Below are 23771 nucleotides of genomic sequence, written 5' to 3'. Positions count from 1 at the left end.
TATTTCAACCGGCCCCAATTTGATATTATGCCGATCTGGATTACAAATACAGTGATTACCTTCGCAGCATTCATCGGTATGGAATGCATTGCCTGGCTTGCCCATAAATACCTGATGCATGGTGCTTTATGGTTTTTACACCACGACCACCACCAGCGCGACGACGGCGATTTTTTTGAGAAAAACGATTACTTTTTTGTCATATTCGCCACTCCGGGCATTCTGTTCCTGACGATCGGCCTCAATCAGGATCTCAACTATTTATTCTGGATCGGTCTCGGCATTACCATTTACGGTTTTACCTACTTTTTTGTCCACGACATCTTCATTCATCAGCGTTTCAAGCTTTTCCGAAATACGGATTCTGTCTATTTAAGGGCGATCAGGCGGGCCCACAAAATGCATCACAAACATTTAGAAAAGCACGAAGGTGAATGTTTTGGGATGCTTTGGGTACCATTGAAATATTTCAGAGAAGCGAAAAAAACGGTCGCAAAATGAATTCACTTTATCTATTGATAGACCTGGCGTCCATTTCAATCCCAATACTCGCTTCCTTTCATCCTAAAATCGGTCTGAGTAAACACTGGCCGGTACTCTGGCCGGCAATACTGCTGTCAGCGCTGCCCTTTATCGTCTGGGATAGTTTTTTTACAAAAATCGGTGTCTGGGGATTTACGCCCAAGTATCTTCTGGGAATCTATTTGCTGGATTTGCCCATTGAAGAAATCCTCTTTTTCATTTGCATTCCTTACGCCTGCATTTTTACCTATTACACATTCCGTGTGTTTCTGAGCACAGATTACCGGATCAGGGCGGAGAATTTCGTTTTGTGGCTTTTCATTATTGTTTCAGCAGCCGCAGCCGTCCTGTTTTACGACCGTGCCTACACGCTTTCCACTTCCGTATTGCTCACACTTTTTCTTTTGTATTTAAAGTTTTACGTCAAAGCGAAGTGGCTGAGCCTGTTCCTTTACTCACACATGTTCCTGCTGATACCCTTTATTATCGTCAACGGAATCCTGACCGGAACGGGGCTTGACGAACCGATTGTGTGGTATAACGATGCTGAAAATGTAGGCGTTCGTTTTTTGACCATACCCGTCGAAGACCTTTTCTACGGTATGCTAATGCTGCTTTTAAATACATTTTTGTTTGAAAAATTGCTGGCAAGACGCACACTCACAACCCGTATCAGCTAGAATTTCTCACCGTGCGTGAGGGCTACAAGTTTATTCAAAAGCAGAGGAGATTTGTCCAGAAAACGCAATGCGAGATCGGTTGTCAGTCGTTTCCCGAACAGGTTCTGAAGGTAATATCCGGCTGTGATGCGTTTTCCAAATGCCTGCTCCCAGGCCCTGTGATAGTGGGTGCTGAGTGCTTCGCGGGATTGCTGGTTATGTAAATATTTCGCTATTTCCCCGGCCAGCAGCAAAGAAGCGTGCATTCCCATACTCATCCCGTTTCCGCAAAGCGGCGTAATTGAACCGGCTGCATCTCCCAGAAGAAATACCCCGTCTGCCTCGGTCGCTTTCTTTTCAAAAGTAATATTGCTGATTACGAGAGGCTGCTTGTTTACAAATTCGGAGCCAAGAAATATCCGTTTCAAATGGGGATTATTAAACAAAACCCGCTCTTCCATTACATTAATATCCTTCCCGCTTTCCTGTAAATTTTTGGATGAGGTGAGATAACAAAGGCAAAATTTATCTCCATCCACTTTTGAAATACCGCAATATCCGTCACGAAAATTATGTAGTTCGATCCGGTCTGCGGGCTGGCTTATCCGCACGTGATATTTCACGCCAATATAGTTGGCCCCTGTCTTTTTTGCGGGAAGATCAATAAACTGAGGCGCATACTTTCCATAGCTGCCACAAACTATACGCGCATGGAATACCCCCGAAGCTGCGGTTATCTGATAATGCCCCCCACTCCGCCTTACATCGCTTACTTTGCTATTTTCCTGCAAAACAACCCCTTTTTGAACAGCAATCAGACTTAGCTGATGATCCAGCGTATGACGACTGATACCAAACCCGCCGGGTTCCAGCACATGTTCCAGCATATACCCCTGCTCAGAGCTGATACCCAGCCGATTGATCAAAGGAATTTTGAGCGAATCAAACGGAAGGCCCAGCCGATGCAGAAAATTGTAGCTTTCCATCGAAATATACTCGCCGCAAACTTTGTGAAAAGGGTACTGATTTTTTTCAAACAGCATAACAGAAAAGCCCTGATCTGCCAGCTGTATCGCCAGACAAAGTCCCGCCAGCCCGCCGCCGACAATGCCGCAATCGAAAGTTTCAGCCCGCGTTTCCATATATGATCACTTCATGCCTGAATGCCCATTTGTTGCGGATAGAATAATGCTTCGCGCCGGCTTCTCTGATAATAGAAACCCATTCTCCTCTTTTGAAACCCCGTAAAACGGAAAGCGGCGCGTCATTTTTCACGAGATAGGATTTGGAAAACAACTTCGTCAGGTACTTGATGGAATAGTGCGCCAGTGCATTACGTTCGAGGTCGTTGATGACCAGGACAGTCTTATTTTTCATTGCAAAAGACACCAGCTCAGCAAGTTCCGCGTTCGTGAGGTGGTGACAAAACAGACAGGCGTGAATGATATCAACGCGCCCGATGTGGGAAAACAAGTTGCGATAATCGTCGCAGATCAGGCGTGTGCCGCTGCCTTTCAGGTTTTCGGTGGCATATTCAATGCAAACCGGTTTGATATCGATACCATATAAATCCAGATCAAAACCAGCCCCCCTGTTCCATTTGGCGATCCTTTTAAGAGTATCTCCGCCCCCGCAGCCAATATCCGCCAACGTGTAGGACCTGTTTTTTGACAGTACCTGCTTCAAAGCGGCAAACGAAATCGCATAACCGCCCAGCCAGTGATTGATAAAATCCAGCTCCCGAAGATTTCGAAAAAGGTCGGCCGGAGGGATTTCATCCTGATCCAGCAATTCTTTTTCGGTGCTCCTGAATCTAAACATATTGAAGCTGCATGGTTTCAATGCTGAGTCCGGGACCGAAGGCGGCGGCGAAAATCCTGTTACCCTGATGCTCCGGCTTGGCTTTTTCCAGTACTTCTTTCAGCACGAACAAAACCGTAGGCGAAGACATATTTCCGTAGTCTTTTAATACCTGATAAGTAGGTGCCAGGGCACACTTGTCCAGGCCAAGCGCGAGTGCAAAATCATCGACAATGCGCTTGCCGCCCGGATGAATCGCCCAATGCTTGAAATTAGCGACGTCCAGATTGACCGATTTCAGCATCGGCTCAATGTTTCTGCTGATCAGATCGGGCACATAAGATGATAAATTCATAATAAAACCCTTTTCAGAAAGCCGCCAGGCCATATCTGAATAACCATTGTGCAATACCATCGAATTAAAAGAAGCAATGCTTACGCTGTGGCGGTATTCGACGGAAGGTTGTGAGGTTATCAATGCGGCGACTGCCCCGTCCCCGAAAAGCAGATTGGAGAGCAGGTAATCGTCATTGTATTGTTTTTGAAAATGAATGGTACACAGCTCCGTGCATACTACAAGTACCTTGGCCTTGGGGGTGGTCCGGCAAATCGCGTCGGCTTGCTTTAAAGCGATGATTGCCGCATTGCAACCCATAAAATTGACACTGCTGCGCTGAATGATCGGGTTCAGCCGCAACTCGCGCATCAGCTCCACGTCAAGCCCCGGCGCAAACAGACCGGTGCATGTTACGGTAATCAGGTGGGTTATCTCCTTGTTAATCTGTTCGAATCCGCGGATCTTTTCAACCGCTTTAACAGAAAGCTTTGTGGCGTTTTCCTGATAAACCTGCATGCGCTGGCTCAGGCCTGGCTCGGGAAGTAAGTCCGCAGATTTACTGAAAAACTCGTATTGCCCGGGATCTTTATCAAAATCGGCGATGACCGAATACCTCGTTTCAATGCCCGTTTTACCGGCCACAATTTTGATTTTCCGTTTGTTAATCAAATCGTCTGTTGAGCCCGAGTAAAATGAAGCTAATGTTTCCTGCGAATAACGATAGTCCGGAACGGCGGTCTCGATTGCTGATATGTAACTCAAAGGAATTTTGTTAATGATAATTAGTACTATGAAACAACTATTCATGCAAATTGCCGCCACCCAGTTCATCCGCATCGTGTTCCTGAAATTTGCCTCCCTTTTGTCTTTTTTGACCAGATAAGACCAATATCCAAAGTAAGCTACGATCGGCACGAAGAACACCTGGACGATAAAAAAAATCATTCCAAGGTTTTTCGACGTAAAATACAAATAATAAAATCCATTGCAGAGCAAAAACATGAGCGCCGTAAATGCAAATGTGCCGGCATATCCCAGCTTGTAGCTCAATGTCACGATACCTTCTTTCAGGTCTTGCCGGTGCTGGTAAATCTGCGTCAAAGGGTAGGCACCTGCAATCTGAAATGAGCATCCCAGGAGCACAAAGCCATTTTCAGCGTTTAGTTCAAGCAGGTTTCCCGAGATCCCGGCAATGGACATGTAATAGGTGAACGCTCCTTGAAAAAACACAACTGTAAGAAAGCCGGCATACGGATATTTTTTCAGCCGTATCTGCCGCGAGCTGTAAGCTCTTGAAGCAGCTATATACAGGACCAGGCAAACCGCGAACGAAGTATTTACGAAAAAAACAGCCAGCAGGATCGCCGACAAATCAAGAAAAACGGTGAGATAGAAAAGCTGCTCTGTGGGCATAGGCGGTTTTTCCAGTCCGCCGATGCTGTCCTCGTCGCGGTCGACGTAGCTATTGTACCCATTACTTGACGGATATACCAGCAAATGAATAATCAAAAATGCCCAGAGCGCCTGATGGTGCAAAACCGTTTCCGCCTGACTGTATGCGAACAGAAAAAGCGGCATCAGGAAGAATGAGAATGGTATTCTCAGCAATTTGAAGGTGTTACCGTCGATGCGCATGACCTAATATAGGAAATATTCATTTCAACTGCCACGCCGCATTTTGTAAAAACAAAAAAAATTTGCGATCAAACCGAACTATAAGCGAAGTCTATCTGTATTATCAGCATATTATACACAATAGCCATACAATACCTGAACAATATTCGAAATAACACCCCTTTAAGAGAATATGACCCCCTCAGAATTCACACTTGACAAAACCGACCTCAGTATTCTCCGGCTCATGCAGGAAAATGCCCGCATTACAAATGCCGACCTGGCCCGGGAACTGGAAATGGCGCCGTCCGCAGTATTGGAACGCGTCAAAAAACTGGAACAGAAAAATGTAATTAAACAATATACTACGCGGATAAACCCCGCTGCACTGCACCAGACCATGCTCGCGTTTATTTCCATCAAATCGGCAGAGGGAATGGGGAGTAATGAGACTGCAAAAGAACTGGCGAAAATCCCCGAAGTACAGGAGGTACATCACATCGCAGGTGACGATTGCTACCTCGTGAAAGTGCGCACCACCGACTCGGCTTCCCTGATGGAACTGATGCGCAACTCGTTTAGTAAAATTCCGAAAATTTTGTCCACACGCACCACCATCGTTCTCGAAACAGTCAAAGAAGAACAACTATTAGTAATACCTGAAAAATAAATGGTCATGCAAACGGAAAACAAAACTCCTTCCGCAACCCTGGTTGTGCTGGCTTTCGCCACGGTTTATATCGTCTGGGGCTCTACTTACTTCTTTATCCAGAAAGCATTGGCTGGCTTGCCTCCGTTTTTCCTCGGCGCATTTCGGTTCATCATTGCCGGACTGATTATGCTGGCATGGAGCTTGTCCAGAGGTGAAAAAGTTTTCTCGCTAAAAGCGATCAAGCCTGCTATCATAACCGGCTTGCTGCTGCTTTTTGTGGGAAACGGGGTGGTGATCTGGGTGGAGCAGTTTCTGCCCAGCGCCATGGTAGCGATCATGGTATCGTCGTCGCCGCTCTGGTTTGTACTGCTCGACAAGCCGAAATGGTCAGAGAATTTAACCAACAGGTCGACCATCCTGGGCCTGCTGATCGGTTTTGCGGGCGTAATTTTATTGTTCAGCGAAAAAATAATGGCCTCCATGTCATCGCTCAATAGCTCCCGGGATCTCTTCGCGATGTTTTTGGTGGTATTGGGATCAATGGCCTGGGCAGGCGGTTCTTTATATTCTAAATATCAGTCCGGCTCCGATTCTGCTACGGTCAATTCTACCTGGCAAATGTTTGCTGCCGGCGTAGCATTCATTCCCGGCGTTATATTTTCGGGAGAGCTGGAAAACTTTGATCCCGCCGCTGTTCCAGCGGGTGCATGGGGTGCGGCAGTATATCTGATTATTTTCGGGTCGATTATCGGTTTCAGTGCCTACGTGTGGCTTCTGAAAGTTCAGCCTGCCACAAAAGTCAGCACCTATGCATATGTCAATCCGGTAGTCGCGGTGTTATTGGGGATATTTTTTGCCAAAGAAAGCATCAGTCCGTTGCAGATCCTGGGATTGGTCGTGATCCTGGGGAGCGTACTGCTTATTAATCTGCACAAATACCGTAAGCCAAAAGCTATGGCCGCCAACGCCGCTTAAAACGGACGATCTGTTGTAAACGCATTAACAACAGATCGTCATATCTGCTACCCTTTCTACTTTGTAAATATTACTGTTTCGGCGGATTAAAAGCATAATATGCTCAAAATCAATTAGCCGCGACACTTCGAATGCGATAATGCCGACGAATTTCTTTCCCTTACTTCTGAAATCCAGGCGCTTGATCCTGGCACCGTTCACCGATTCGACCGTGGAGGTAATTTTATGGAGATTGACTGCGTCGCGGTAAATAATCCGCAACAGGAAAATATCGTTCATTTGGATTTTGTTAAATAATGGCTAATTCCAGCTCCCTCCCGCGGGGCGCTCGCACTGACTTATAGATTTCGGTAATCGTTGCGACGACCTGATCAACCTCCTCAAAAGTGTTGAACTTACTGAATGAGAAACGCACGTTTTCCTTTTCCCGCTGACAGGGTAATGCCGCGATCACATGAGATGTACCGAGGCCGGAACATGCACTGCCGCCGGAAACCGCAATACCAGCCTGATCCAGTAATGCTACAATATTGCCGGCAGGAAGGCAAGGAAACGAAACATTTACCACATTCGGAATACTATTCTCTTCCGATTTGCTATCGCCATTGTAACAGATATCCCCTATCCGGCTGATCGCCAGCTTCGAGACCAGGTACTCCTTCAGTTTCCAAATCTTCAACTGGTTTTCTTCAAGGTTCCGGCAGGCAACTTCCAGTGCTTTCGCCAGTCCGACTATACCGATCACATTTTCGGTGCCGCCGCGCTGGCCGCGCTCCTGCCCGCCACCATGTATTTGCGGTGCAATCCTGTGTTTCTTATCAATATACAGAAACCCTACGCCTTTCGGGCCGTGGAATTTATGAGCAGACCCTACGATAAAATGGATTTCCAATCCGCTCAAATCGAAAGCGATCTTTCCTATCGTCTGCGTCGTGTCAGAGTGAAAAATTGCGTCATAACGTTCTGCCAGTTTACTGATCGCGCGAATGTCGGTCAGATTACCGATCTCATTATTGGCATGCATTAAGCTAATTAAACTCCGCGGATTGGCCCGCAGCAGGTTTTCGAGATGGTAGGTATCCACATTTCCCCGCTCATCAAGCCGGACGTAGCTAACCTCGATATCCCCCTCCTTTTCATGCGCGAGCAAAGTTTGCAATACTGCTTTATGTTCGATCCGGCTTGTGATGACGTGGCTGATCCCGTAGGCTTTTATCGCGCCTGTCAACGCAAGATTGTTCGCTTCCGTAGCACCGGAAGTGAAGTAGATCTCACCGGGGGTGGCACCAAGCAAGCCGGCAACCGCTCTCCGCGCATTTTCGACATCTTCCCTGGCCTGGCGACCTGCCCAGTGCGACGAAGATGGGTTACCAAAATTTTCTGAAAAATACGGGATGATCGCATCGATCACTTCCGGGTCCAGCGCCGTAGTTGCAGCATTGTCACAATAGATTTTCATACGCACATTTGTCTTTTCGGTAAAACATAGTTTTTCATCCGGCGACCGATAACGCGACAATCGCGCATTAAACTTTTAGCAAAAACAGCAAGCATTCCGCACGGCTGCGCAGCTATCAATCACTTTCAATTTCCTTGTAATCCGGTGGTTGGATTTCAGATTTATCAATAGAATTAGGTTGGGGCACCTTAAAAAGTCATAGGTTGCCAGAAGATCATAGAGCCTAACCTCTCCCTTCCTTCTTTATAAATCTAGTAATTCGATAGACAAAGATTACATAAAGAATCCGAATGTCCAAACAGGTGATGAAAAATTCGCAAAAATATTTTTATGGCATTGCCCAAAGGCGGCTTGGTGCTGATGCCTTTGGACAATTACGGTTTCAGTAAAAAATCGCCTGGGGTAAACGACCGTTTTGGTCTAATGGGGCAAATCGCCTAATTACTTGCCGCTGCCGTCGCAGGATAACCTTGTTTCAGCAGCGCGGAAAGCTTCTCAGCAGTACTGGTGAATTGACTATTCTTTGCCAGATTAACAAATTCGTTCGGATCTTTTTCGTGGTCGTATAGTTCAATACCCGCATTCCCGCCATCCCACTCAGTATATCGGAAACGCTCAGTACGCACGCTGCGACCGAATATCTGGCCTCTTCGTACCTGCGTATAGGCGGGCTTATTCCAAACTGCGGCAGGATTTTTCAGTAAAGGGGCTAAACTCTGCCCCTGCAATTTTTGTCCGGGACCGAGTCCGCACAGCTCTGCCAGCGTGGGATAAATATCGAGCAACTCGACGGTCCGTCCCGAAGATTTACCTTTTGACTTTCCGGGAGCCGAGATAATAAGAGGTACCCTTGCCGAATTTTCGAAAAGGCTTTGTTTCATCCATTGCCCGTGCTGACCTACGTTGTACCCGTGATCGCTCCATAGTACAATAATGGTTTTATCGGTCAGTTTCAATTTGTCCAATGCATCCAATACCCGTCCCACCTGCGCATCCATAAACGAAATTGTGGCATAGTAGGCGCGCAAAGCTTCCCTGCGCTGGCCCTCGTCCAGTCCCCAGTGAGCAGGTTTTGTAAATAACGCAGCTTCCGGGATATCATCCAGGTCGCCCGGGATTTCTTTGGGTAGCGGCACGCTTGCGAGCGGATACTGATCAAAATACTTTTGCGGTGCCACATAAGGAGAATGCGGACGATAAAATCCTACCGCCAGAAAAAACGGTTCGTCCTTATGTTCTTCCAGCAATTTGATCGCCTCGCTCGCCACCATTCCGTCTGTCTGCTCATCGTCCTTACCTTCCGTCGCACGCCAGGCGAGCGCGCTGCCCAGGCCGCGATCGGGTGTCAGGTTTTTAACAAGCGATTCCTCCGTTTTATCCCTGCCTTTCGGGTTTACCTTATGGTTCCAGGAGATAGGATCATCCAGCCCATCGGTCCCGATTTGCCCTGGAACGCCGTAATGGTAAATTTTCCCTACGCGCGCACTGTAATACTGATTGTTTTTGAAGAGTTGCGGCAGCGTAACAATGTCGGGCAAATTTTGCCGGAAATGCGTTTGCAGTTCGTAAATCTTGGTCACGTCGGGTCGCTGGCCGGTCAGCAGCGAGGACCTGCTCGGGCTGCATAATGGAAACTGCGTATAAGCCCTTTCGAACTTCACTCCTCTTTTTGCAAGACGGTCAATATTCGGGGATTTTACATAGGCATTACCATAGCAACCCAGATCATTATTCAGATCATCAACAGCAATGAAAAGTACATTGTACTTCGAACCGGCCCCCGAAGTAGCCTGTGCGTAGCCAGACGAAACGGCGATCACAAAAACCGCCAAAAAAGAAATGAATCGACTCTTTCTCATAAAGGATAAAATAACAACATTCATTCATTCTCTCACTTCCCCGCCTTCGCCTTATCGTAATCGTAAAACCATTTGAAAGTCTTGTCATACTCCTCCGCCCCGACGCGTTTGTACCAGGATTCGTATTTAGCGGCCAGCTTATCAGCGATTTCGGGTTGTTTGGCAAACTGATCGTACAACTCCGACCGATCGGTTTCCATATTGTAAAGCTGCCATTTCTCTGTTTTTTCCGCTACCAGTTTCCACTTTCCGTCGCGGATTGCACGATTACCTTCGTGCTCCCAGAAAATCGGGTTCTTCCGTGCAAGGTTTTTTCCGGTAAATGCAGGCCGCAGGCTGGTACCTTCGAGTGGCAGTACCGGCTTGCCGGCAAACTCGGTCGGATACTTCGCCCCGCCCAGGTCAACCAGCGTGGCCATGATGTCGATAATATGAGCCGGCTGTTTTTCAAATTGACCATTTCGTGCAGCCGGAATGCCCGCGGGCCAGGAAATGATACCCGGCGACGAAATCCCGCCTTCGTGTGTATGGTGTTTATATGCCCAAAAAGGTGTGCAGGCTGCCTCTGCCCAGCCCTGACCAAGGAATACCGTCGATTGGGAGTCGCCCGGCCGGGCACCTTCATACCTTCCTTCACTGCCAGGCTCTGCATTTCCACCATTATCCGACACGAAAAGGATCACAGTATCATCGAAGACCCCGCGTTTTTTCAGGCCTTCAACCAGGTCGCCAATGCTTTTGTCAAGCCTGTAAATCACTGCCGCATAGATCGCCATAATATCGTCGTACCGCTTTTTGTCCTCAGCGCTCAGACTTTCCCATTTTGGAATATTCGGATTGGAGGGCGGCAATTTCCAGGAAGCGTCGATCAATCCCAGCTTGATCTGTTTTTGGTATCGTTCCTGCCTGAGATTCTCCCAGCCTTTGAGGTACTTTCCCCGAAATCTTGCTATATCTTCTTCCGGTGCCTGCAATGGAAAATGGGGTGCATTGTGCGCGAGATACAACATAAACGGTTTCTTCTCCTGGACCGCCTCATCGATAAAACGCAAGCCGAAATCAGTCCATAAATCGGTGGAATACCAGTTTTGCGGCAGCTTTTCCGAATCATTCGCAAGCCCCTCACCGTTCAGAAATATCTTGGCATTCTTTCCGTCGCCATAATAAAATCCGCCGGCCGGTGCATTCAGCGACCGGTCAAAACCGCGCTTCCAGGGAACTGTTCCGTGCGGCTGGCCGACGTGCCATTTTCCTGTCATTGCTGTAAAATAACCGGCGCTTTTCAGCACTTCCGCAATCGTCACGCTTTTATCGTTCAGCTGGCCGCGATAGGCCGGATGTTCCGCGCCCTTATCTTCCATCATATGACCAATGCCAGCCTGATGACTGTAAACACCGGTCAGCAAAGCAGCTCTTGTGGGACAGCAACGGGCGGTATTGTAGAAGCTGGTCAACCTGATTCCGTTTTGCGCGAGCTTATCCAGATTAGGCGTAGGGATCTCACTTCCGTAGCACCCAAGATCCGAATATCCCAGATCATCAGCCAGTATGACGATGATATTAGGTTTTTTCTGTGCAAATGCGCTTATATGAATAAGAGCTGATAGTAAAAGAATGTATTTGCTGGTCGATTTCATGTGTCAAATTCAAATAATTATGATCAGGAGGAATGCGCCATTCTGAACGATTTACATTATACGCATTAGCTACCCAGGCTTTGGCAGAATCATTTTCTTAACAAACTTTCCAGTTTTTCTTTGTCCCCGTTCAGGCGACCGCTTTCCCCTTTCAGGTATCCGAAATTGTGAAGATCCTTTTCCGCATTGTCGGCTACCCAAAGCAGGAATTTCTTTGCCTCAGGATTCGTGTTTTGTCTGTCAATTGAAAAATGGATGTATTCGACCGGCACATTCTTCACCTTCTGACTTTCCAGAGCTGTAATCCATGCTTCGCGGTTGCCAAGTGCTTTCTCGTCCCTGGACACTTTTCCATTACCGTCCAGGTCAACAGGGATCACAGTCAGACCTTCCACTACCTGCCCTGTTTCGTTGTTGTAGGCCAGCCCGATTGTGGTATATGTCACGCCTGTCTCATCTTTTAACAACGCCTTGATCAGGTGTTCATCGGCACCGGCAATGCTTTTTCCTTTGATTTGCTGTTGCTCATAACCAAAGTATTTAGCAAAAGTGACGGGCGCACCGGCTTTTTGCAATCGGGTGTAGATCGTATAATTCTCCGGAAGCGCCTTGTCTTTTTCGGCGTAAATATCATGGAAAAACAGCTGTTTATAAGTCTTTTCGGTGAGTCCTTTTTCACTGTATTCTTTTGCAAATACCGATTTCGCATTCGCGACAGGTAACAAGGCATAACGCCCCAGCGACACATATTCCCGTTTCTCTTTTGGCTCCTTATTCAGCTCGTAGGCTTCGATCAGCAAATCGTATTTCTGGGGATCGGTAATTGTCCTGGTTTCTATCCTGATATTGGCCTGCGGGTTGATCGCCTTGTAATCGCTGATCCATTTCTCGACAATCGGATAAGCGAAACGAACGCCTGTAATCACGACTTCATTGGACGATTGGCCAAAGACCGGGCCATTTAAGGCAAGCAGCCCTAGTGCTGCAAGTACTGATTTTGCAATTTTCATGAGATCTTAAAAATGTGAGTGAAAGCAGTTTCCCGCCGGAAAACCGATTGAATGTTTAACCTAATAGATACATCTGTGTTTACTGGCAACAACAGACGCGCAATACAGAAAGCCGATTTGAGAAGACCACCATTGCCGCGGAAATGCGGACCGAAGAAATTGGATTCATCGATATCATAAGTTAATAATAAATGATAAACGCTTATCCCGGCTGGTGGTTAACGAGGATAATCTACTTATTTGATAGACAAAGTAAATTTAAAGAAAATGAAATAACAAGGAGTTGTATTTTTTTTCCAGAAAAATCAGGAAGCTGCGGGTGTTACCAGAGTACTCCAAGACCTTCGCTCGCGTAAGAGTGAATGGTTTTGTCGGCTGTAATCAAAGTATACTGGCTTGAAATCGCCTGCCAGATGAGTATCCTGTCAAACGGGTCTTTGTGAATCCCTGGGGGCAGGTTGTGATAGGTACTGGCTACATAGGAATCCAGCTGAAGGATTTGAAATCCAGTTGCAAGGCAAGCTTGTGGAAAAAGATCAGGACGATAGTTAGAGATTGACAACTTGCCAAGCGAATACTTCAAAGAAATTTCCCAGAAACTGATTGTGCTGACGAAAATAGTGTTCTTAGCGTCGGACAAAACCCGGCTTGCTGCCTTTGACAAATTTTCCTGCGCTGTCAATGCCCAGATTATCGTGTGTGTATCCAGCAGGTAGGTCATAATCCCAAAAATTCCTCCTCTGTCATTTTAAAATCTCCTTTAAATTCAACCTTTACCTGTTCTTTTAAGATACCAAGTTTTCTTGGCTGGGCAGGTTTATCCTTAGGCACCAGCATCGCCTTGACCTCTTTTTTCTTCCCGAAAGTAATGCCGATTTTTTCGCCCTGCTCTACTTCCTTCAATACTTTCGAAAATTGGGCTTTGAACTCGCCCACAGACATGGTTTTCATTGAATCGTTTTTTGATAAAGATAAATCAATCTTGTCAACTTGTCAAGTTGACTGGCACGATACGCTATTCTACGCGTTTTGTCAATGCATTCAATTCAGTATCAGTGGGTGTTGCGGAAGGTATGCCGTTTTCGGGCACTTCAATTTTCGCTGACCAGACAATTGCGTTCAACACCAGTTTCCTAAAATTATCATCCTTCCAATTCTTATGCATATGTCCGCCCGTAAATCCAAAACCCCGGCCGCCATCAGGCCTGTCTAATGCCCAGGCAAGTGTCTGTAATTCCTTTCTTTCGAGTACTGACTCGCGTACATATTTGTTGTTCGAATGCGTACCGTCGGGTAGTTCCAATGTTTCCTCCGGCGGTAATGCCTGTAAAACCGGTGTGATATTTTTCATTCCATCAGCGAAACGCATGTGATAATACCACTCATCCACGATTGAAAAAGGTTTAACCCCGCTGGAAACAGGGTGGTCGGGGAAACTTGCGAACCTGGCTTCCCATACCGGATTCACAGACCAATTTGTTTCAAAATACCCGCCTATCCATTTTAAGAACTGATCCCCTGCATTTCCTTTCGGAACTTCCAGCGAAAAGTGAAGGAACACCAGCCCTACACCTTTGCTTGTAAGCCTGTTGACCTGCTCCGCATGCAAAAAGGCCATATGGTTATCGCCTCCGCCATCCGAATAAATTACAATTGCATCAGCGTCTTCCAGGATCCCGGGATCTTCCGGCCAGCCATTCCGCACAATGACTGCATTGACGCCAGGCACGCTGTCGTTGATCGCTTTGGCCAGCAACGTACACCCGCCATTATGCTCATGTTCGCCTTTTCCATGACTATCGGGCCCTGAAATAAATACAATTTTTTTCTTTTCAACCTGTGTCCCGGCATGTGGCTGTGCAAATAGATGAACCGTGGTGACAGCCAGGATCAGTCCTATTTTCAATATCATTCTCATATGCTTGTCAGTTAGCAACAGCTTGGTGATTCTTAGAAGTAACATCACAGTCAAAAATCAGGCCAAGGCAGGCCGACAGCTCTCATTAAAAGCATGTTAACTGTACTATTCCGGGAAAGAACAATTTATAACGTCAATTGTCTTTTGATGAATCATTCCACACTATGGTCACTTCAAAATTCTTTGTGTCGAAATTAAACGTCAAACTTATACTACGATTCTCTAAAACGTATATATATTTAGGGCGTATAGCAGCTGCGCTCTATCCAGTCGGGCCAGGTAGTTGAAGGCATAATTTTATTACACTATACGTTCTCAGCAATTTTTAGCATTATGGAAATAGGAACAATCAAAGCTGTCCATATTTATATGCATAACAAGCTATATGTGACCGCCGAACTGGAGTTGAATGTCAAAGGGAGTAATTATTCGTTCGGCGGCGAGAGTGTTTTTGTGTCTGGTAAAAATGGAGGTGAATCATGCGACGCACCGGTATTAGGCCGGTTTTTATTCCGATGCATGCAAATCTGCGCGGTTGATAGCTGGGACCTGCTGAAAAGCCAGAAAGTTATGGTCGAAGTGTCACATGGAAAAGCAGTTGCAATAGCGAATGCTTCCGGGGACAAGTGGTTTAATCCGTCCAGCGAATTCGAAAGTCTAAGCGCAGCAAGAGAAAGTGAAATAAGCTAAACCTGCTTCCTAATCCAACCGGATTTCGTAACCATCGCCCGTGCCGTTTTCCGCTATGGTAATGGCCAGTTCTTCGGAACGGTTTTCGCGCAAATAGTTTTCAACTGCAAGAATCGCCTCGTTCTCCGATGAGGCTCCTGAAACATAAAGCGTGGCCCCTTTTTCGATTTTGCCAGACGGGTTTTTATTTTCAATTTTCGCCATTTCTTTTGAATTTAATTTCTGGGGTACGATAAAACTGTGCCGGCATTACCTTCCATGTTCATCGATATAAAAAGACCAATCCATTGCTGGACTGGCCTTTTCGGTTTGCTGCATCCAGCAAACTTATTTTTTCGGTATAGTACCACCGGTACCGGTTCCACCAGGAACGGTTGACGGAGTAGTAGTGCTGCCTGGAACGGTTGAAGACGGCTGTGTCGTACTGTTAGGCACACTTGAAGGCTCCGTTGTGTTATTTGGGATGTTGGTTCTTGGAACATTTGTCCCCGGTGTTGTAGTACTTCCCGGCACTGTGCTAGGCTGCGTCGTAGAGCCAGGCAACGATGAAGGCTGGGTAGATGTACGCGGTACAGTACTGGAAGGCTGCGTGGTGGTACCAGGCGTAGTGCTGGTAGCAGGCATATTTGTTCTGTCAGGAACAGTTCCCGGCGGCACGGATGGTTGAGTCGTTGAACTCGGAACTGTCGATGACGAAGGTTGCTGCGTAGTGCTGCCAGGTTGTGTCGCCCCGGGCAAAGTCGATGGCTGAACTGTACTTCCCGGCACCGTTTTCGGCTGCGTAGCAGAGCCTGGCGTGGTGCTGGAAGGAGTTGAAGATGGCGATGTGCTTGATGGTGTAGTTGTTTGGGCAAAAGCGATAGTCGATCCTAACAACGCCAAGCCTAACAGGTTCAATTTTAACGGTTTCATAATTTTCTATGTTTGTTGATTATTCTTTTTAATACTAAGTATTGCCGTGAAAGTATAAAAGATCGTACCAGGAGCGGTTAACACAGCCACCAGACTTATTATGCATGCATACATGAATTGGGGCCACCCCATTTTTTCCCAAATTATGTCTTATATACCCCTCTTATTATACCAGTTTACACACCCTATCTATTTGAGAATTAACAGACATTTGAAGAAAAATCAGAAATCATGGAAAAACTGGGAACACTGAATGGAAATGTAATGGCGGGCAACGATGGACACCCCGTTGTTGACAGGGAAGAGTGGACAAAGGCCCGTATTGCGCTTTTAAAGGAAGAAAAAGAACTCAGCAAACTCTCGGAGAGACTAGCCGAAAAGCGGCGCAGCCTGCCTTGGGTGAAAGTCGACAAAGATTATGTATTCGAAAGTGAGGACGGAAAAGTTAGCCTTTCTGATCTATTCAAAGGAAACAGCCAACTCTTTATATACCATTTCATGTTCGCACCGGAATGGGAAGAAGGTTGTCCTGGCTGCTCGTTCATGGCTGATCATCTCGACGGCCCCAACCTGCACATTCCGCATCACGATGTATCGATTGCCGTTGTCGCCCGCGCTCCGTTATCAAAGATACTCCCCTTCAAAAAACGAATGGGGTGGCAGTTCCCGTGGGTATCTTCGTTTGAAAGCGATTTCAATTACGATTATCACGTCTCGTTTTCCGAAGAGCAGGTAAAGTCAGGTGAGATTTACTATAATTACGAGACCCTGCCGCACGACAGCGATACAGAATCGCCTGGTGCCAGTGTGTTTTATAAAGATGCCGGCGGCCAGATCTATCATACCTATTCTACCTACTCCCGCGGACTCGATATCGTACTAGGCGCTCATCATCTGCTTGATATGACACCCAAAGGGCGAAATGAGGATAGTACGATGGACTGGATGCGCCACCACGATAAATATGACGGCGTGAAATCCGGTGGTGACTCCTGCTGTCACTAAACGCAATCCCCTGTTTTGCGAGAAGATTCGGTTTCCATTTCGCTGCTGAGGTATAGCAGCCAGGTCTATTATCTGTTTTTCTGATAAAAGTGATTAGCTTTACTAACCAAATATTAGTAGTATACAAAAGGTTAGTATTTTTCAGATAACGAGATGCAGCAAGATTCGCAAACGACATTTTCTTCGGAAGCCTGTACAGGAAAACTAAATGCATTGGGCGACGCCTTGTATGTGATTGGCGGCAAATGGAAATTAAGGGTGATCATTGCGTTGAGAGAAGGCAACAAACGTTTCAACGAGTTGCAGCGTACGATCTCCGGGATATCCGCAAGAGTACTTTCAAATGAGCTGAAAGAGCTGGAAGTCAATGGATTTGTAAAGAGAAAAGTCCAGACGGATCCTGTGGTTGTCATCGAGTACGAACTGACTGCATACAGCGATACACTAAACCCAGTTCTTGATTCACTGATCAGCTGGGGAGAGACACACAAGGCTAAGATTCGCCAGGAATGGTCTACTGCTCTGGCAGAGAAACAGTAATATGCCACATATCGCCTGAATTAGTCACTTTTTCTGTCCCCCAAACACCGGGGCCGCCGTCGGCGCGCAGGTAAACTTTGAAAACAAGTGTAGTTATTTCCGATCCTTTAACCAATATGCTCCCGCAAGCTGCTCCGTTGTCACAGTCGCCGGTAATAGCACTTTTGTCGTGAAGGATCTTCGTTTGGGTATCATCTATAAAAAGCTCCTTGTTACCCGAAAGCTTTGTTAATGTAAATGTAGGCGTTTCCAATTCCAGCTCGGTAGCAAAGCCAAGCCGCTTGTTGCCAAAATTAGTCGTGGCACCCAACCCTAAAATAGATAAAACCGGGTTACTGACCGGCCTGCTGAACTTGAGCCGCAACTTCCCGTAATAATATCTGCTCGTATCTGTCCTGGGCGAGTTCGCCGCTAACAGCGGCTTGGCAGATAAGAAGATCTGCACACCGGGATTCGTATACAAATTCACCCCCTGACCGACCGGGCCGTTGGGATGTGCCGTAAAAACTGTTCGTGTTGTATCCGTGTAATAGTAGTTACTATTCAGCACCGGAACTGATTTCATATTCGTACTGCTCGCGCCGGAAGCTGCCCCGAAAGTCATGCCGGTTACATGTTGGGGAACATTGATATAAGGCTGATCGTCGAAGCTGAACGTCAGTTGAAGGTCTTTTTCAAGCTTCTGAAAATAGATCCCTCTGTCTGAATTACCATCTTGGTTAATGAAAAACCTCAATGTTTGCGGAATGGAAGTCGGGCCTTTGAGGACGGGCGGCGAGTAACTGTTATGAGTGCCATCCTGCACAAACTCGATCGTATTCTGGCTAAAAACCGGGTTGAGGTTGCCTAGCAACAATGCCGGAAGCAATGCATAAAGCATTGAAAGGTTTAATAAAGAAAGCATGTGTAATTGAACAATATTGTTGAGAATAACTCCTTGCATTGGCAATATAGGAGTTCTGACAATAGGTTACCAACCCTCCCATCAGGCATTTTTAAATTTTACGATAAAATCCAAAATATTCAAGAATGAGTGCCAGACGCGAATTACAACCTGATTATGAAATGATTATAAAAGTCAGACAAATATATCCTGATAATAAACAATCAAAAAAATCATTAATCCATCCCTTTCTTGGCTGCGTGTTTATTCCGTATATGCCCTAAACCACCGGTAACCATATGCTTCCAGCGTGATAGTATGCCTGCCGCGATCATCCAGCTGGCTTTCAATGTTATTGCAAAGGTCAATAAGTCTCCCCGCCCCCGCCTGCTTCTCGGGCACTACCAGTTCAAGGGATGTTTCTTTGAAATTATGCCAAAGCAGCAGGATCTTATTGCGCCACATATATTTCATCCCCAGAATTTCAGTATATCCTGTGTCCATTATCTCCCAATCGCCATAACCGATTTCCGGGCATTCTTTACGCAGCCTGATCAGGGTGGTCATCCAGTTAAGAAGCGAATTGGGATCGCGGCGTTGATTTTCCACATTGGTGTGCTCGTAAGCATAGTATCCGTCCGAAACCACCGGATTAACGAGTTGTTCGGCACTGGAAAAACCTCCGTTCTTCTCACCGGACCATTGCATCGGGGTACGTACAGCCTCGCGTTCCTTAAGTGACAGGTCTTCTCCCATTCCTATCTCATCGCCGTAACGGATTACAGGTGTTCCTGGTAAGGAAAACATCAGGCTATATGCCAGCTCCGTCTGTTGCCGGTTGCCCAGCATGGGGGATAACCTTCTTCGGATCCCCCGGTGATATAATTGCATATCTTTCTCAGGCCCGAACCTTTCAAAGACTGTTTTCCTTTCTTCTTCCGAAAGCCGGCCCAGGTCCAACTCATCGTGATTTCGCAGAAAATGCGCCCACTGACTCGTTTTCGGAATACCCCGGGTCGCTTCCAGCGCTTTGATTAACGGCCTCGTGTCGCCGGTTGCAAGTGCGTAAAATGTATATTGGTTAACAAAAAAGTTGAACATCAGGTGAATACCGTCGCCTGCTTCCCCGAAATATTGCTTACTTTCTTCCGGCACTACATTCGCTTCGCCCAGCAGCACCGCATCGCCCCGTCGCCATTGTAAAAACTTGCGCATATCTTTCAGATATTCGAAATGCATAGGTGGCTTTGTCACGCCCGGGCCAGGCGATTCCAGAATAAAGGGGACCGCGTCCACCCGAAAACCTGCAATTCCCAGTTCAAGCCAATATCCCATGATTCTGGCAATCTCGGCCCTCACGCGCGGGTTGTCAGTATTTAAGTCAGGTTGAAATTCGTAGAACCGATGAAAATAGTAAGCTTTGGCTTTCTTGTCCAGTGTCCAGGTCGCCTTCTGCACCCCTGGAAAAACCATACCCTTGTTCCAATCCTTCGGCTTTTTTTCTGACCAGACATACCAGTCACGTTTGGGATTGTCTTTGGAGGAACGGGCTTCCTGAAACCAGCGGTGCTGATCCGAGGTATGATTAACAACCAGGTCGATGATTACCTTAATACCAAGTTTCCGGGCCTTATGAATAAAATCGACAAAGTCGCCACTCGATCCGTGACGCGGGTCCACTCCATAAAAGTCGCTGATATCGTAGCCATTATCCCGATTGGGAGTTGGCTGAAAAGGCGCCAGCCAAATCGTGTCCAGCCCCAGTGCATGTAAATAATCCAGTTTATTGCATAGCCCTTCGAAATCCCCCGTGCCGTCGTTGTTCCCGTCCATGAAAGTTTCCAGGTCCAGACTATATATTACTGCATTTTTGTACCAAAGGTCTTCGATCATTATTTTTATCGTTTTCCCCAGAGCATAAAAAAGCAGTGCCATGCAGCCACTTTTCACACATGAATATACTGATTATCCAATATCCCGATGTATCCATTCTTCGATATCCGAGCTATTGTGAGTAACAAGCTCCGGGCTGTAAATTTCGATAAAAAGCCGGTTTTGCTGGTCGAACTCTCCTTCACGCCATTCTTCTTCATCCACCCGTCTGAACCTGATCTGCGCGCCGTCTTCCGGCAGTTTTTTCTCTTCCATAAAAAATAGCTGGCAAAGACAGGACAACCGTCCTGCTATGCCAGCTATGAATAAAACCTTGCCCGATCAATCCTCCTGACTATACATATTAAATGCTATCAGGTGCTTTTTAAACATTTCTTCGTACTTGGTCGCCTCCGGTTCCTGGCGAGCACGCCTGCATTCCCGGACGATCGTTTGCAGGATAAAAAGATCAACATTCACATCCCGGCTGCGCTGATCACTGTTTTCCCTCAGCCAGGTAAGATTGTCATCCGACCGCCTGGCCATTATCCGCGCGGAATCCAATGCTTTCTTATTCTCCCCTACATCGAACAAAGCCCCGACAAAGCCAACAGAAACCTGGTCGAACGGGATGGTATCATCCGGCATTACCGACATGCCTTTGTCGATCACCTGTCGCGCTTTGTCCACACGTTTTTCTGCAATGAGCTGCTGGGCAAGTCTCAGAAAAGAAAGTCGTGCGGTAATCACCGGTGAGCCGCGATAGGTATCGTCGTAATACACTTTCGGGTTATCCATCTCCCGCCAGAAAGTTTTATGCATTAGATTGTCATACATCATATCCGAGTTTACGTAACCGTCCTCCGCGCCCGGAACTCGCACGGGCAGCAGGCGGTAGGCGTAACCTTCCAGCTGCAGATACTCCTGTAATCCCAAATTGTGGGAAGAGCCCATTGTAGAAGAGAAGTAAACGGGTCTCTTCCAATTGTTGCTGGCAATAATATCGAGCATGACCAAGTCACCTTTAAGCAGATCCTTATTACCAATTTTCCAGCTCATCAAGTCGCTTAACAATGGTACCAGCTCCTTTTTGACGATGTTCATTGCCCGGACCTGCGCGGCGTCGACAGGTAGAAAGAGATTGGAAGAAGGGAGAATAGAAGCCATATCGCCGCTGGTGAGCGGAACCTGGATTGCCTTATTTTCCTGCTGGATCAATTCAAGGTACTCTTTTAGATTGATACCGTTTTTCACGGCGGGTATTTCATAGAATGGGATGTACTCGTTCTTTCCTTTGGCGTACGCGTTGGTATCGAGTGAAAGCGGCAGAGCGTCCGATTTGTTCATTTTTCGTTTGAGCTGATTGATGTACCAGTCACTGCCAAGGAAAGTCTGAACACAAACCCTGACATCCGTTCTGAAACCCTCCACTTCCTGAACATACCAAAGCGGAAAAGTATCATTATCCCCACCTGTGAAAAGAATGGCATTCGGCGCGCATGAGTTAAGGAGGTTTCGGGCAAAATCGACAGAATGGTAACGGTTGCTCCGGTCATGATTATCCCAGCCTTCACTGACGAGAATCACCGGCACCGATAAACTTGCAGCTACGGCGAGTCCGGCCCTTGTTACACTATTTTTAATCATTTGCGCAAGCATCCCCGCAACAGCCAGCACCCCGACACCGATCCACATACAAAAAATATAGAATGAGCCTACATATATATAATCTCTTTCCCTGGGTTCGGACGGTGGTGAATTAAGGTAAACAACCAGCGCGACACCGGTTAATGCAAACAAAAAACCAAGTACGAGCAAATCCCTGCGACCGCGATAGTACATATAAACAAGCCCGGCAATTCCCAGCAAAAAAGGAAGCATCAGGAAGTTGTTGTGCGCCCGGTTTGATAGGATGGATTTCGGATAAGAAGATGCTTTCCAGGGAAGTAATGTCCCTGCACCTTCCCGGTCGCTTTCCCGGCCAACGAAATTCCACAGAAAATACCGCCAGTACATATGCCCGAGCTGATGCGAAAACAGGTAGGAAAGATTGTGCCTCAAAGTCGGCTTCTGCCCTTCCGCAAGTCCGGTCATTTGCTGATAAAGAGCAGGGTGCCCCGGCAGAGAACTATACATCCTGGGCAGCAGCATTTTACTTCCAGGCTCATATTCATAAACCGGCCGATAGTCGGTAACCACATATTTGCCGTCTTTTTTGGTATAAACCGGCTCGCCCCTTTTCTGACTGACGGGATTGGATACGAACGAAGGCCCATACAGCAACGGCCTGCTTTCATATTGCTCCCGCTTTAAATAAGATACAAACCGCAATACATTGCTCGGATCATTTTCATTAATAGGCGGATTGTATCCCGAACGTACCAGTACCAGTATATAGGATGAATAGCCGACCAGCACGAATGCCAGAGAAAGCAGCGCAGTATTGAGCAGCACCTTTTCGGCTTTCTGCGAGTAACGGATACCACAGGCAAGTGTTCCGATAAATAGCAACACAAAAAACACAATGCCGGTATTGTATGGCGTACCCAGTGTATTGACAAAGAAAATCTCGAATTTCCCGGCCAGCTCCGGCAGACCTGGGATAATGCCCGCATTGATAACTCCAAGAATAACCAGTCCTGTTAAAAAAGCAATTGTCCCGCCGAGCAGGCCGGGTTTAGGATATTTTTTGAAGTAGTAAATCAGCGCCAGCGCAGGGATTGCGACCAGGTTGAGTAAATGGACGCCAATCGACAATCCGATCAGGTAAGCGGTGAGAATCATCCAGCGGTTCTCAGCAGCCGGGTCTTCCGTCCTTTCCCATTTAAATACCGACCAGATTACGATGGCAGTAAAAAAAGAGGATAATCCGTAAACCTCCGCCTCCACCGCCGAAAACCAGAAAGAGTCGGACCAGGCGTATGCAAGGGCGCCGGTAACGCCTGAACCGAGGACTAGTATCGTTTCAAAAGTACCCAGCTCATTTTCCTTCTTTCCGACCAGTTTTACGGCCAGCAGAACAATGGTTTTGAAGAGAAAAAAGATGGTAAATGCACTGCTCAGCACAGCGACCATATTAACCCAGTATGCCACCCTGGTCAGGTCACCCAATGCTAACAGGGAGAAAAGCCGCCCAACGAGCAGAAAAAAAGGGGCGCCAGGGGGGTGCGGGACCTGCAGTTTGAAAGCACAGGCTATGAATTCGCCACAATCCCAGAAACTGGCTGTGCGCTCCATGGTCAATAAGTAGGTGCCCAGCGCGAGTGCGAAGACGCCCCAGCTGGTAAAAATGTTGAGCTTTCGGAAAGAAGTCATAATGAAAAGGTTTTGGATCGAAATCAGACGATTCAAAACTATTCAAAGCCTTCGGGGAAGCTGTCGGCCGGATTCTTAAAAAAAGTTAACCGGCCTGGCAATCATATACGCT

At 47.0% G+C, this 23771-nt stretch carries 24 protein-coding genes and 1 riboswitch; of the genes, 7 read left to right on the top strand and 17 right to left on the bottom strand.

The genetic code is table 11. From position 1 onward, the window contains the following. Nucleotides 1–27: 27 nt before the first annotated feature. Both FXO21_RS21315 and FXO21_RS21310 read left to right on the top strand, forming a co-directional pair. Nucleotides 28–501, top strand: coding sequence for a sterol desaturase family protein (locus tag FXO21_RS21315; RefSeq protein WP_149641971.1), 474 nt, complete (start codon nucleotides 28–30; stop codon nucleotides 499–501). Then, nucleotides 498–1202, top strand: a complete 705-nt coding sequence (locus FXO21_RS21310; RefSeq protein WP_149641970.1) for a lycopene cyclase domain-containing protein — start codon at nucleotides 498–500, stop codon at nucleotides 1200–1202. Before FXO21_RS21315 ends, FXO21_RS21310 begins: the two co-directional genes overlap by 4 nt. Here the strand turns inward: FXO21_RS21310 and FXO21_RS21305 are convergent. Genes FXO21_RS21305 through FXO21_RS21295 form a run of 3 tightly spaced genes read right to left on the bottom strand, consistent with a single transcriptional unit; the run spans nucleotide 1199 to nucleotide 4953 of the window. Further along, nucleotides 1199–2323, bottom strand: coding sequence for an NAD(P)/FAD-dependent oxidoreductase (locus FXO21_RS21305; protein ID WP_149641969.1), 1125 nt, complete (start codon nucleotides 2321–2323; stop codon nucleotides 1199–1201). The two genes, FXO21_RS21310 and FXO21_RS21305, sit on opposite strands and share 4 nt — an antisense overlap. Next, a complete protein-coding gene (locus FXO21_RS21300; protein ID WP_149641968.1) occupies nucleotides 2307–3002 on the bottom strand; it encodes a methyltransferase domain-containing protein in 696 nt (231 codons plus the stop codon). Before FXO21_RS21300 ends, FXO21_RS21305 begins: the two co-directional genes overlap by 17 nt. Continuing rightward, a complete protein-coding gene (locus FXO21_RS21295) occupies nucleotides 2995–4953 on the bottom strand; it encodes a UbiA family prenyltransferase (RefSeq protein ID WP_149641967.1) in 1959 nt (652 codons plus the stop codon). Before FXO21_RS21295 ends, FXO21_RS21300 begins: the two co-directional genes overlap by 8 nt. A gap of 172 nt (nucleotides 4954–5125) precedes the next feature. Between FXO21_RS21295 and FXO21_RS21290 the strand changes: the two genes are divergently transcribed. Next, a complete protein-coding gene (locus FXO21_RS21290; protein WP_149641966.1) occupies nucleotides 5126–5602 on the top strand; it encodes an Lrp/AsnC family transcriptional regulator in 477 nt (158 codons plus the stop codon). A gap of 6 nt (nucleotides 5603–5608) precedes the next feature. Then, on the top strand, nucleotides 5609–6559 hold the full coding sequence (locus FXO21_RS21285; protein ID WP_149641965.1) for an EamA family transporter: 951 nt from the start codon (nucleotides 5609–5611) through the stop codon (nucleotides 6557–6559). A 24-nt stretch (nucleotides 6560–6583) separates the two neighbouring features. On the opposite strand, the gene FXO21_RS21280 is transcribed toward FXO21_RS21285, so the two are convergent. The 8 genes from FXO21_RS21280 to FXO21_RS21245 form a co-directional block, all read right to left on the bottom strand. Continuing rightward, entirely contained in the window at nucleotides 6584–6838 is a 255-nt protein-coding gene (locus tag FXO21_RS21280) for a hypothetical protein (protein WP_149641964.1), read from the bottom strand. A 10-nt stretch (nucleotides 6839–6848) separates the two neighbouring features. After that, a complete protein-coding gene (locus FXO21_RS21275; RefSeq protein ID WP_149641963.1) occupies nucleotides 6849–8018 on the bottom strand; it encodes a cysteine desulfurase family protein in 1170 nt (389 codons plus the stop codon). A gap of 158 nt (nucleotides 8019–8176) precedes the next feature. Continuing rightward, nucleotides 8177–8270: riboswitch (SAM riboswitch) on the bottom strand. A 185-nt stretch (nucleotides 8271–8455) separates the two neighbouring features. Further along, complete coding sequence (locus FXO21_RS21270; protein ID WP_149641962.1) at nucleotides 8456–9877, bottom strand: sulfatase; 1422 nt, start codon at nucleotides 9875–9877, stop codon at nucleotides 8456–8458. 32 nt (nucleotides 9878–9909) lie between these two features. Further along, nucleotides 9910–11514 carry an arylsulfatase gene (locus FXO21_RS21265; protein WP_149641961.1) on the bottom strand — a complete coding sequence of 535 codons (1605 nt, stop codon included), beginning with the start codon at nucleotides 11512–11514 and terminating at the stop codon, nucleotides 9910–9912. Between the two features lie 89 nt (nucleotides 11515–11603). After that, nucleotides 11604–12524, bottom strand: coding sequence for a hypothetical protein (locus FXO21_RS21260; RefSeq protein ID WP_149641960.1), 921 nt, complete (start codon nucleotides 12522–12524; stop codon nucleotides 11604–11606). A 322-nt stretch (nucleotides 12525–12846) separates the two neighbouring features. After that, entirely contained in the window at nucleotides 12847–13245 is a 399-nt protein-coding gene (locus FXO21_RS21255) for a type II toxin-antitoxin system VapC family toxin (protein WP_149641959.1), read from the bottom strand. Continuing rightward, nucleotides 13242–13475 carry a type II toxin-antitoxin system Phd/YefM family antitoxin gene (locus FXO21_RS21250; RefSeq protein ID WP_149641958.1) on the bottom strand — a complete coding sequence of 78 codons (234 nt, stop codon included), beginning with the start codon at nucleotides 13473–13475 and terminating at the stop codon, nucleotides 13242–13244. Before FXO21_RS21250 ends, FXO21_RS21255 begins: the two co-directional genes overlap by 4 nt. 64 nt (nucleotides 13476–13539) lie before the next feature. After that, nucleotides 13540–14442 carry a ThuA domain-containing protein gene (locus FXO21_RS21245; protein ID WP_149641957.1) on the bottom strand — a complete coding sequence of 301 codons (903 nt, stop codon included), beginning with the start codon at nucleotides 14440–14442 and terminating at the stop codon, nucleotides 13540–13542. Between the two features lie 333 nt (nucleotides 14443–14775). Here FXO21_RS21245 and FXO21_RS21240 point away from each other — a divergent pair, with 333 nt between their 5' ends. Continuing rightward, complete coding sequence (locus tag FXO21_RS21240) at nucleotides 14776–15132, top strand: hypothetical protein (RefSeq protein WP_149641956.1); 357 nt, start codon at nucleotides 14776–14778, stop codon at nucleotides 15130–15132. A 9-nt stretch (nucleotides 15133–15141) separates the two neighbouring features. Here the strand turns inward: FXO21_RS21240 and FXO21_RS21235 are convergent, their stop codons facing one another. Then, nucleotides 15142–15336, bottom strand: a complete 195-nt coding sequence (locus FXO21_RS21235; protein WP_149641955.1) for a hypothetical protein — start codon at nucleotides 15334–15336, stop codon at nucleotides 15142–15144. Between the two features lie 123 nt (nucleotides 15337–15459). Further along, nucleotides 15460–16044, bottom strand: a complete 585-nt coding sequence (locus FXO21_RS28840; protein ID WP_192579289.1) for a hypothetical protein — start codon at nucleotides 16042–16044, stop codon at nucleotides 15460–15462. Between the two features lie 231 nt (nucleotides 16045–16275). Here FXO21_RS28840 and FXO21_RS21225 point away from each other — a divergent pair, with 231 nt between their 5' ends. Both FXO21_RS21225 and FXO21_RS21220 read left to right on the top strand, forming a co-directional pair. After that, entirely contained in the window at nucleotides 16276–17049 is a 774-nt protein-coding gene (locus tag FXO21_RS21225; RefSeq protein ID WP_225865786.1) for a DUF899 domain-containing protein, read from the top strand. 153 nt (nucleotides 17050–17202) lie between these two features. Continuing rightward, nucleotides 17203–17589 carry a winged helix-turn-helix transcriptional regulator gene (locus tag FXO21_RS21220; protein ID WP_149641954.1) on the top strand — a complete coding sequence of 129 codons (387 nt, stop codon included), beginning with the start codon at nucleotides 17203–17205 and terminating at the stop codon, nucleotides 17587–17589. Here FXO21_RS21220 and FXO21_RS21215 read toward each other — a convergent pair. The 4 genes from FXO21_RS21215 to FXO21_RS21200 form a co-directional block, all read right to left on the bottom strand. Then, on the bottom strand, nucleotides 17564–18493 hold the full coding sequence (locus tag FXO21_RS21215) for a hypothetical protein (RefSeq protein ID WP_225865785.1): 930 nt from the start codon (nucleotides 18491–18493) through the stop codon (nucleotides 17564–17566). The genes FXO21_RS21220 and FXO21_RS21215 overlap by 26 nt on opposite strands. Nucleotides 18494–18736: 243 nt before the next feature. Continuing rightward, the gene (locus tag FXO21_RS21210; RefSeq protein WP_149641953.1) at nucleotides 18737–20365 is read right to left on the bottom strand and encodes an alpha-amylase family protein; all 1629 of its coding nucleotides are present in this window, start codon (nucleotides 20363–20365) and stop codon (nucleotides 18737–18739) included. A gap of 72 nt (nucleotides 20366–20437) precedes the next feature. Next, entirely contained in the window at nucleotides 20438–20620 is a 183-nt protein-coding gene (locus FXO21_RS21205; protein WP_149641952.1) for a hypothetical protein, read from the bottom strand. A 66-nt stretch (nucleotides 20621–20686) separates the two neighbouring features. Then, nucleotides 20687–23659, bottom strand: coding sequence for a glycosyltransferase family 117 protein (locus FXO21_RS21200; protein WP_149641951.1), 2973 nt, complete (start codon nucleotides 23657–23659; stop codon nucleotides 20687–20689). Between the last annotated feature and the right edge of the window lie 112 nt (nucleotides 23660–23771).

The sequence above is a fragment of the Dyadobacter sp. UC 10 genome (assembly GCF_008369915.1).
GTDB lineage: Bacteria > Bacteroidota > Bacteroidia > Cytophagales > Spirosomataceae > Dyadobacter.
This window is presented reverse-complemented; position numbering and strand designations above follow the sequence as displayed.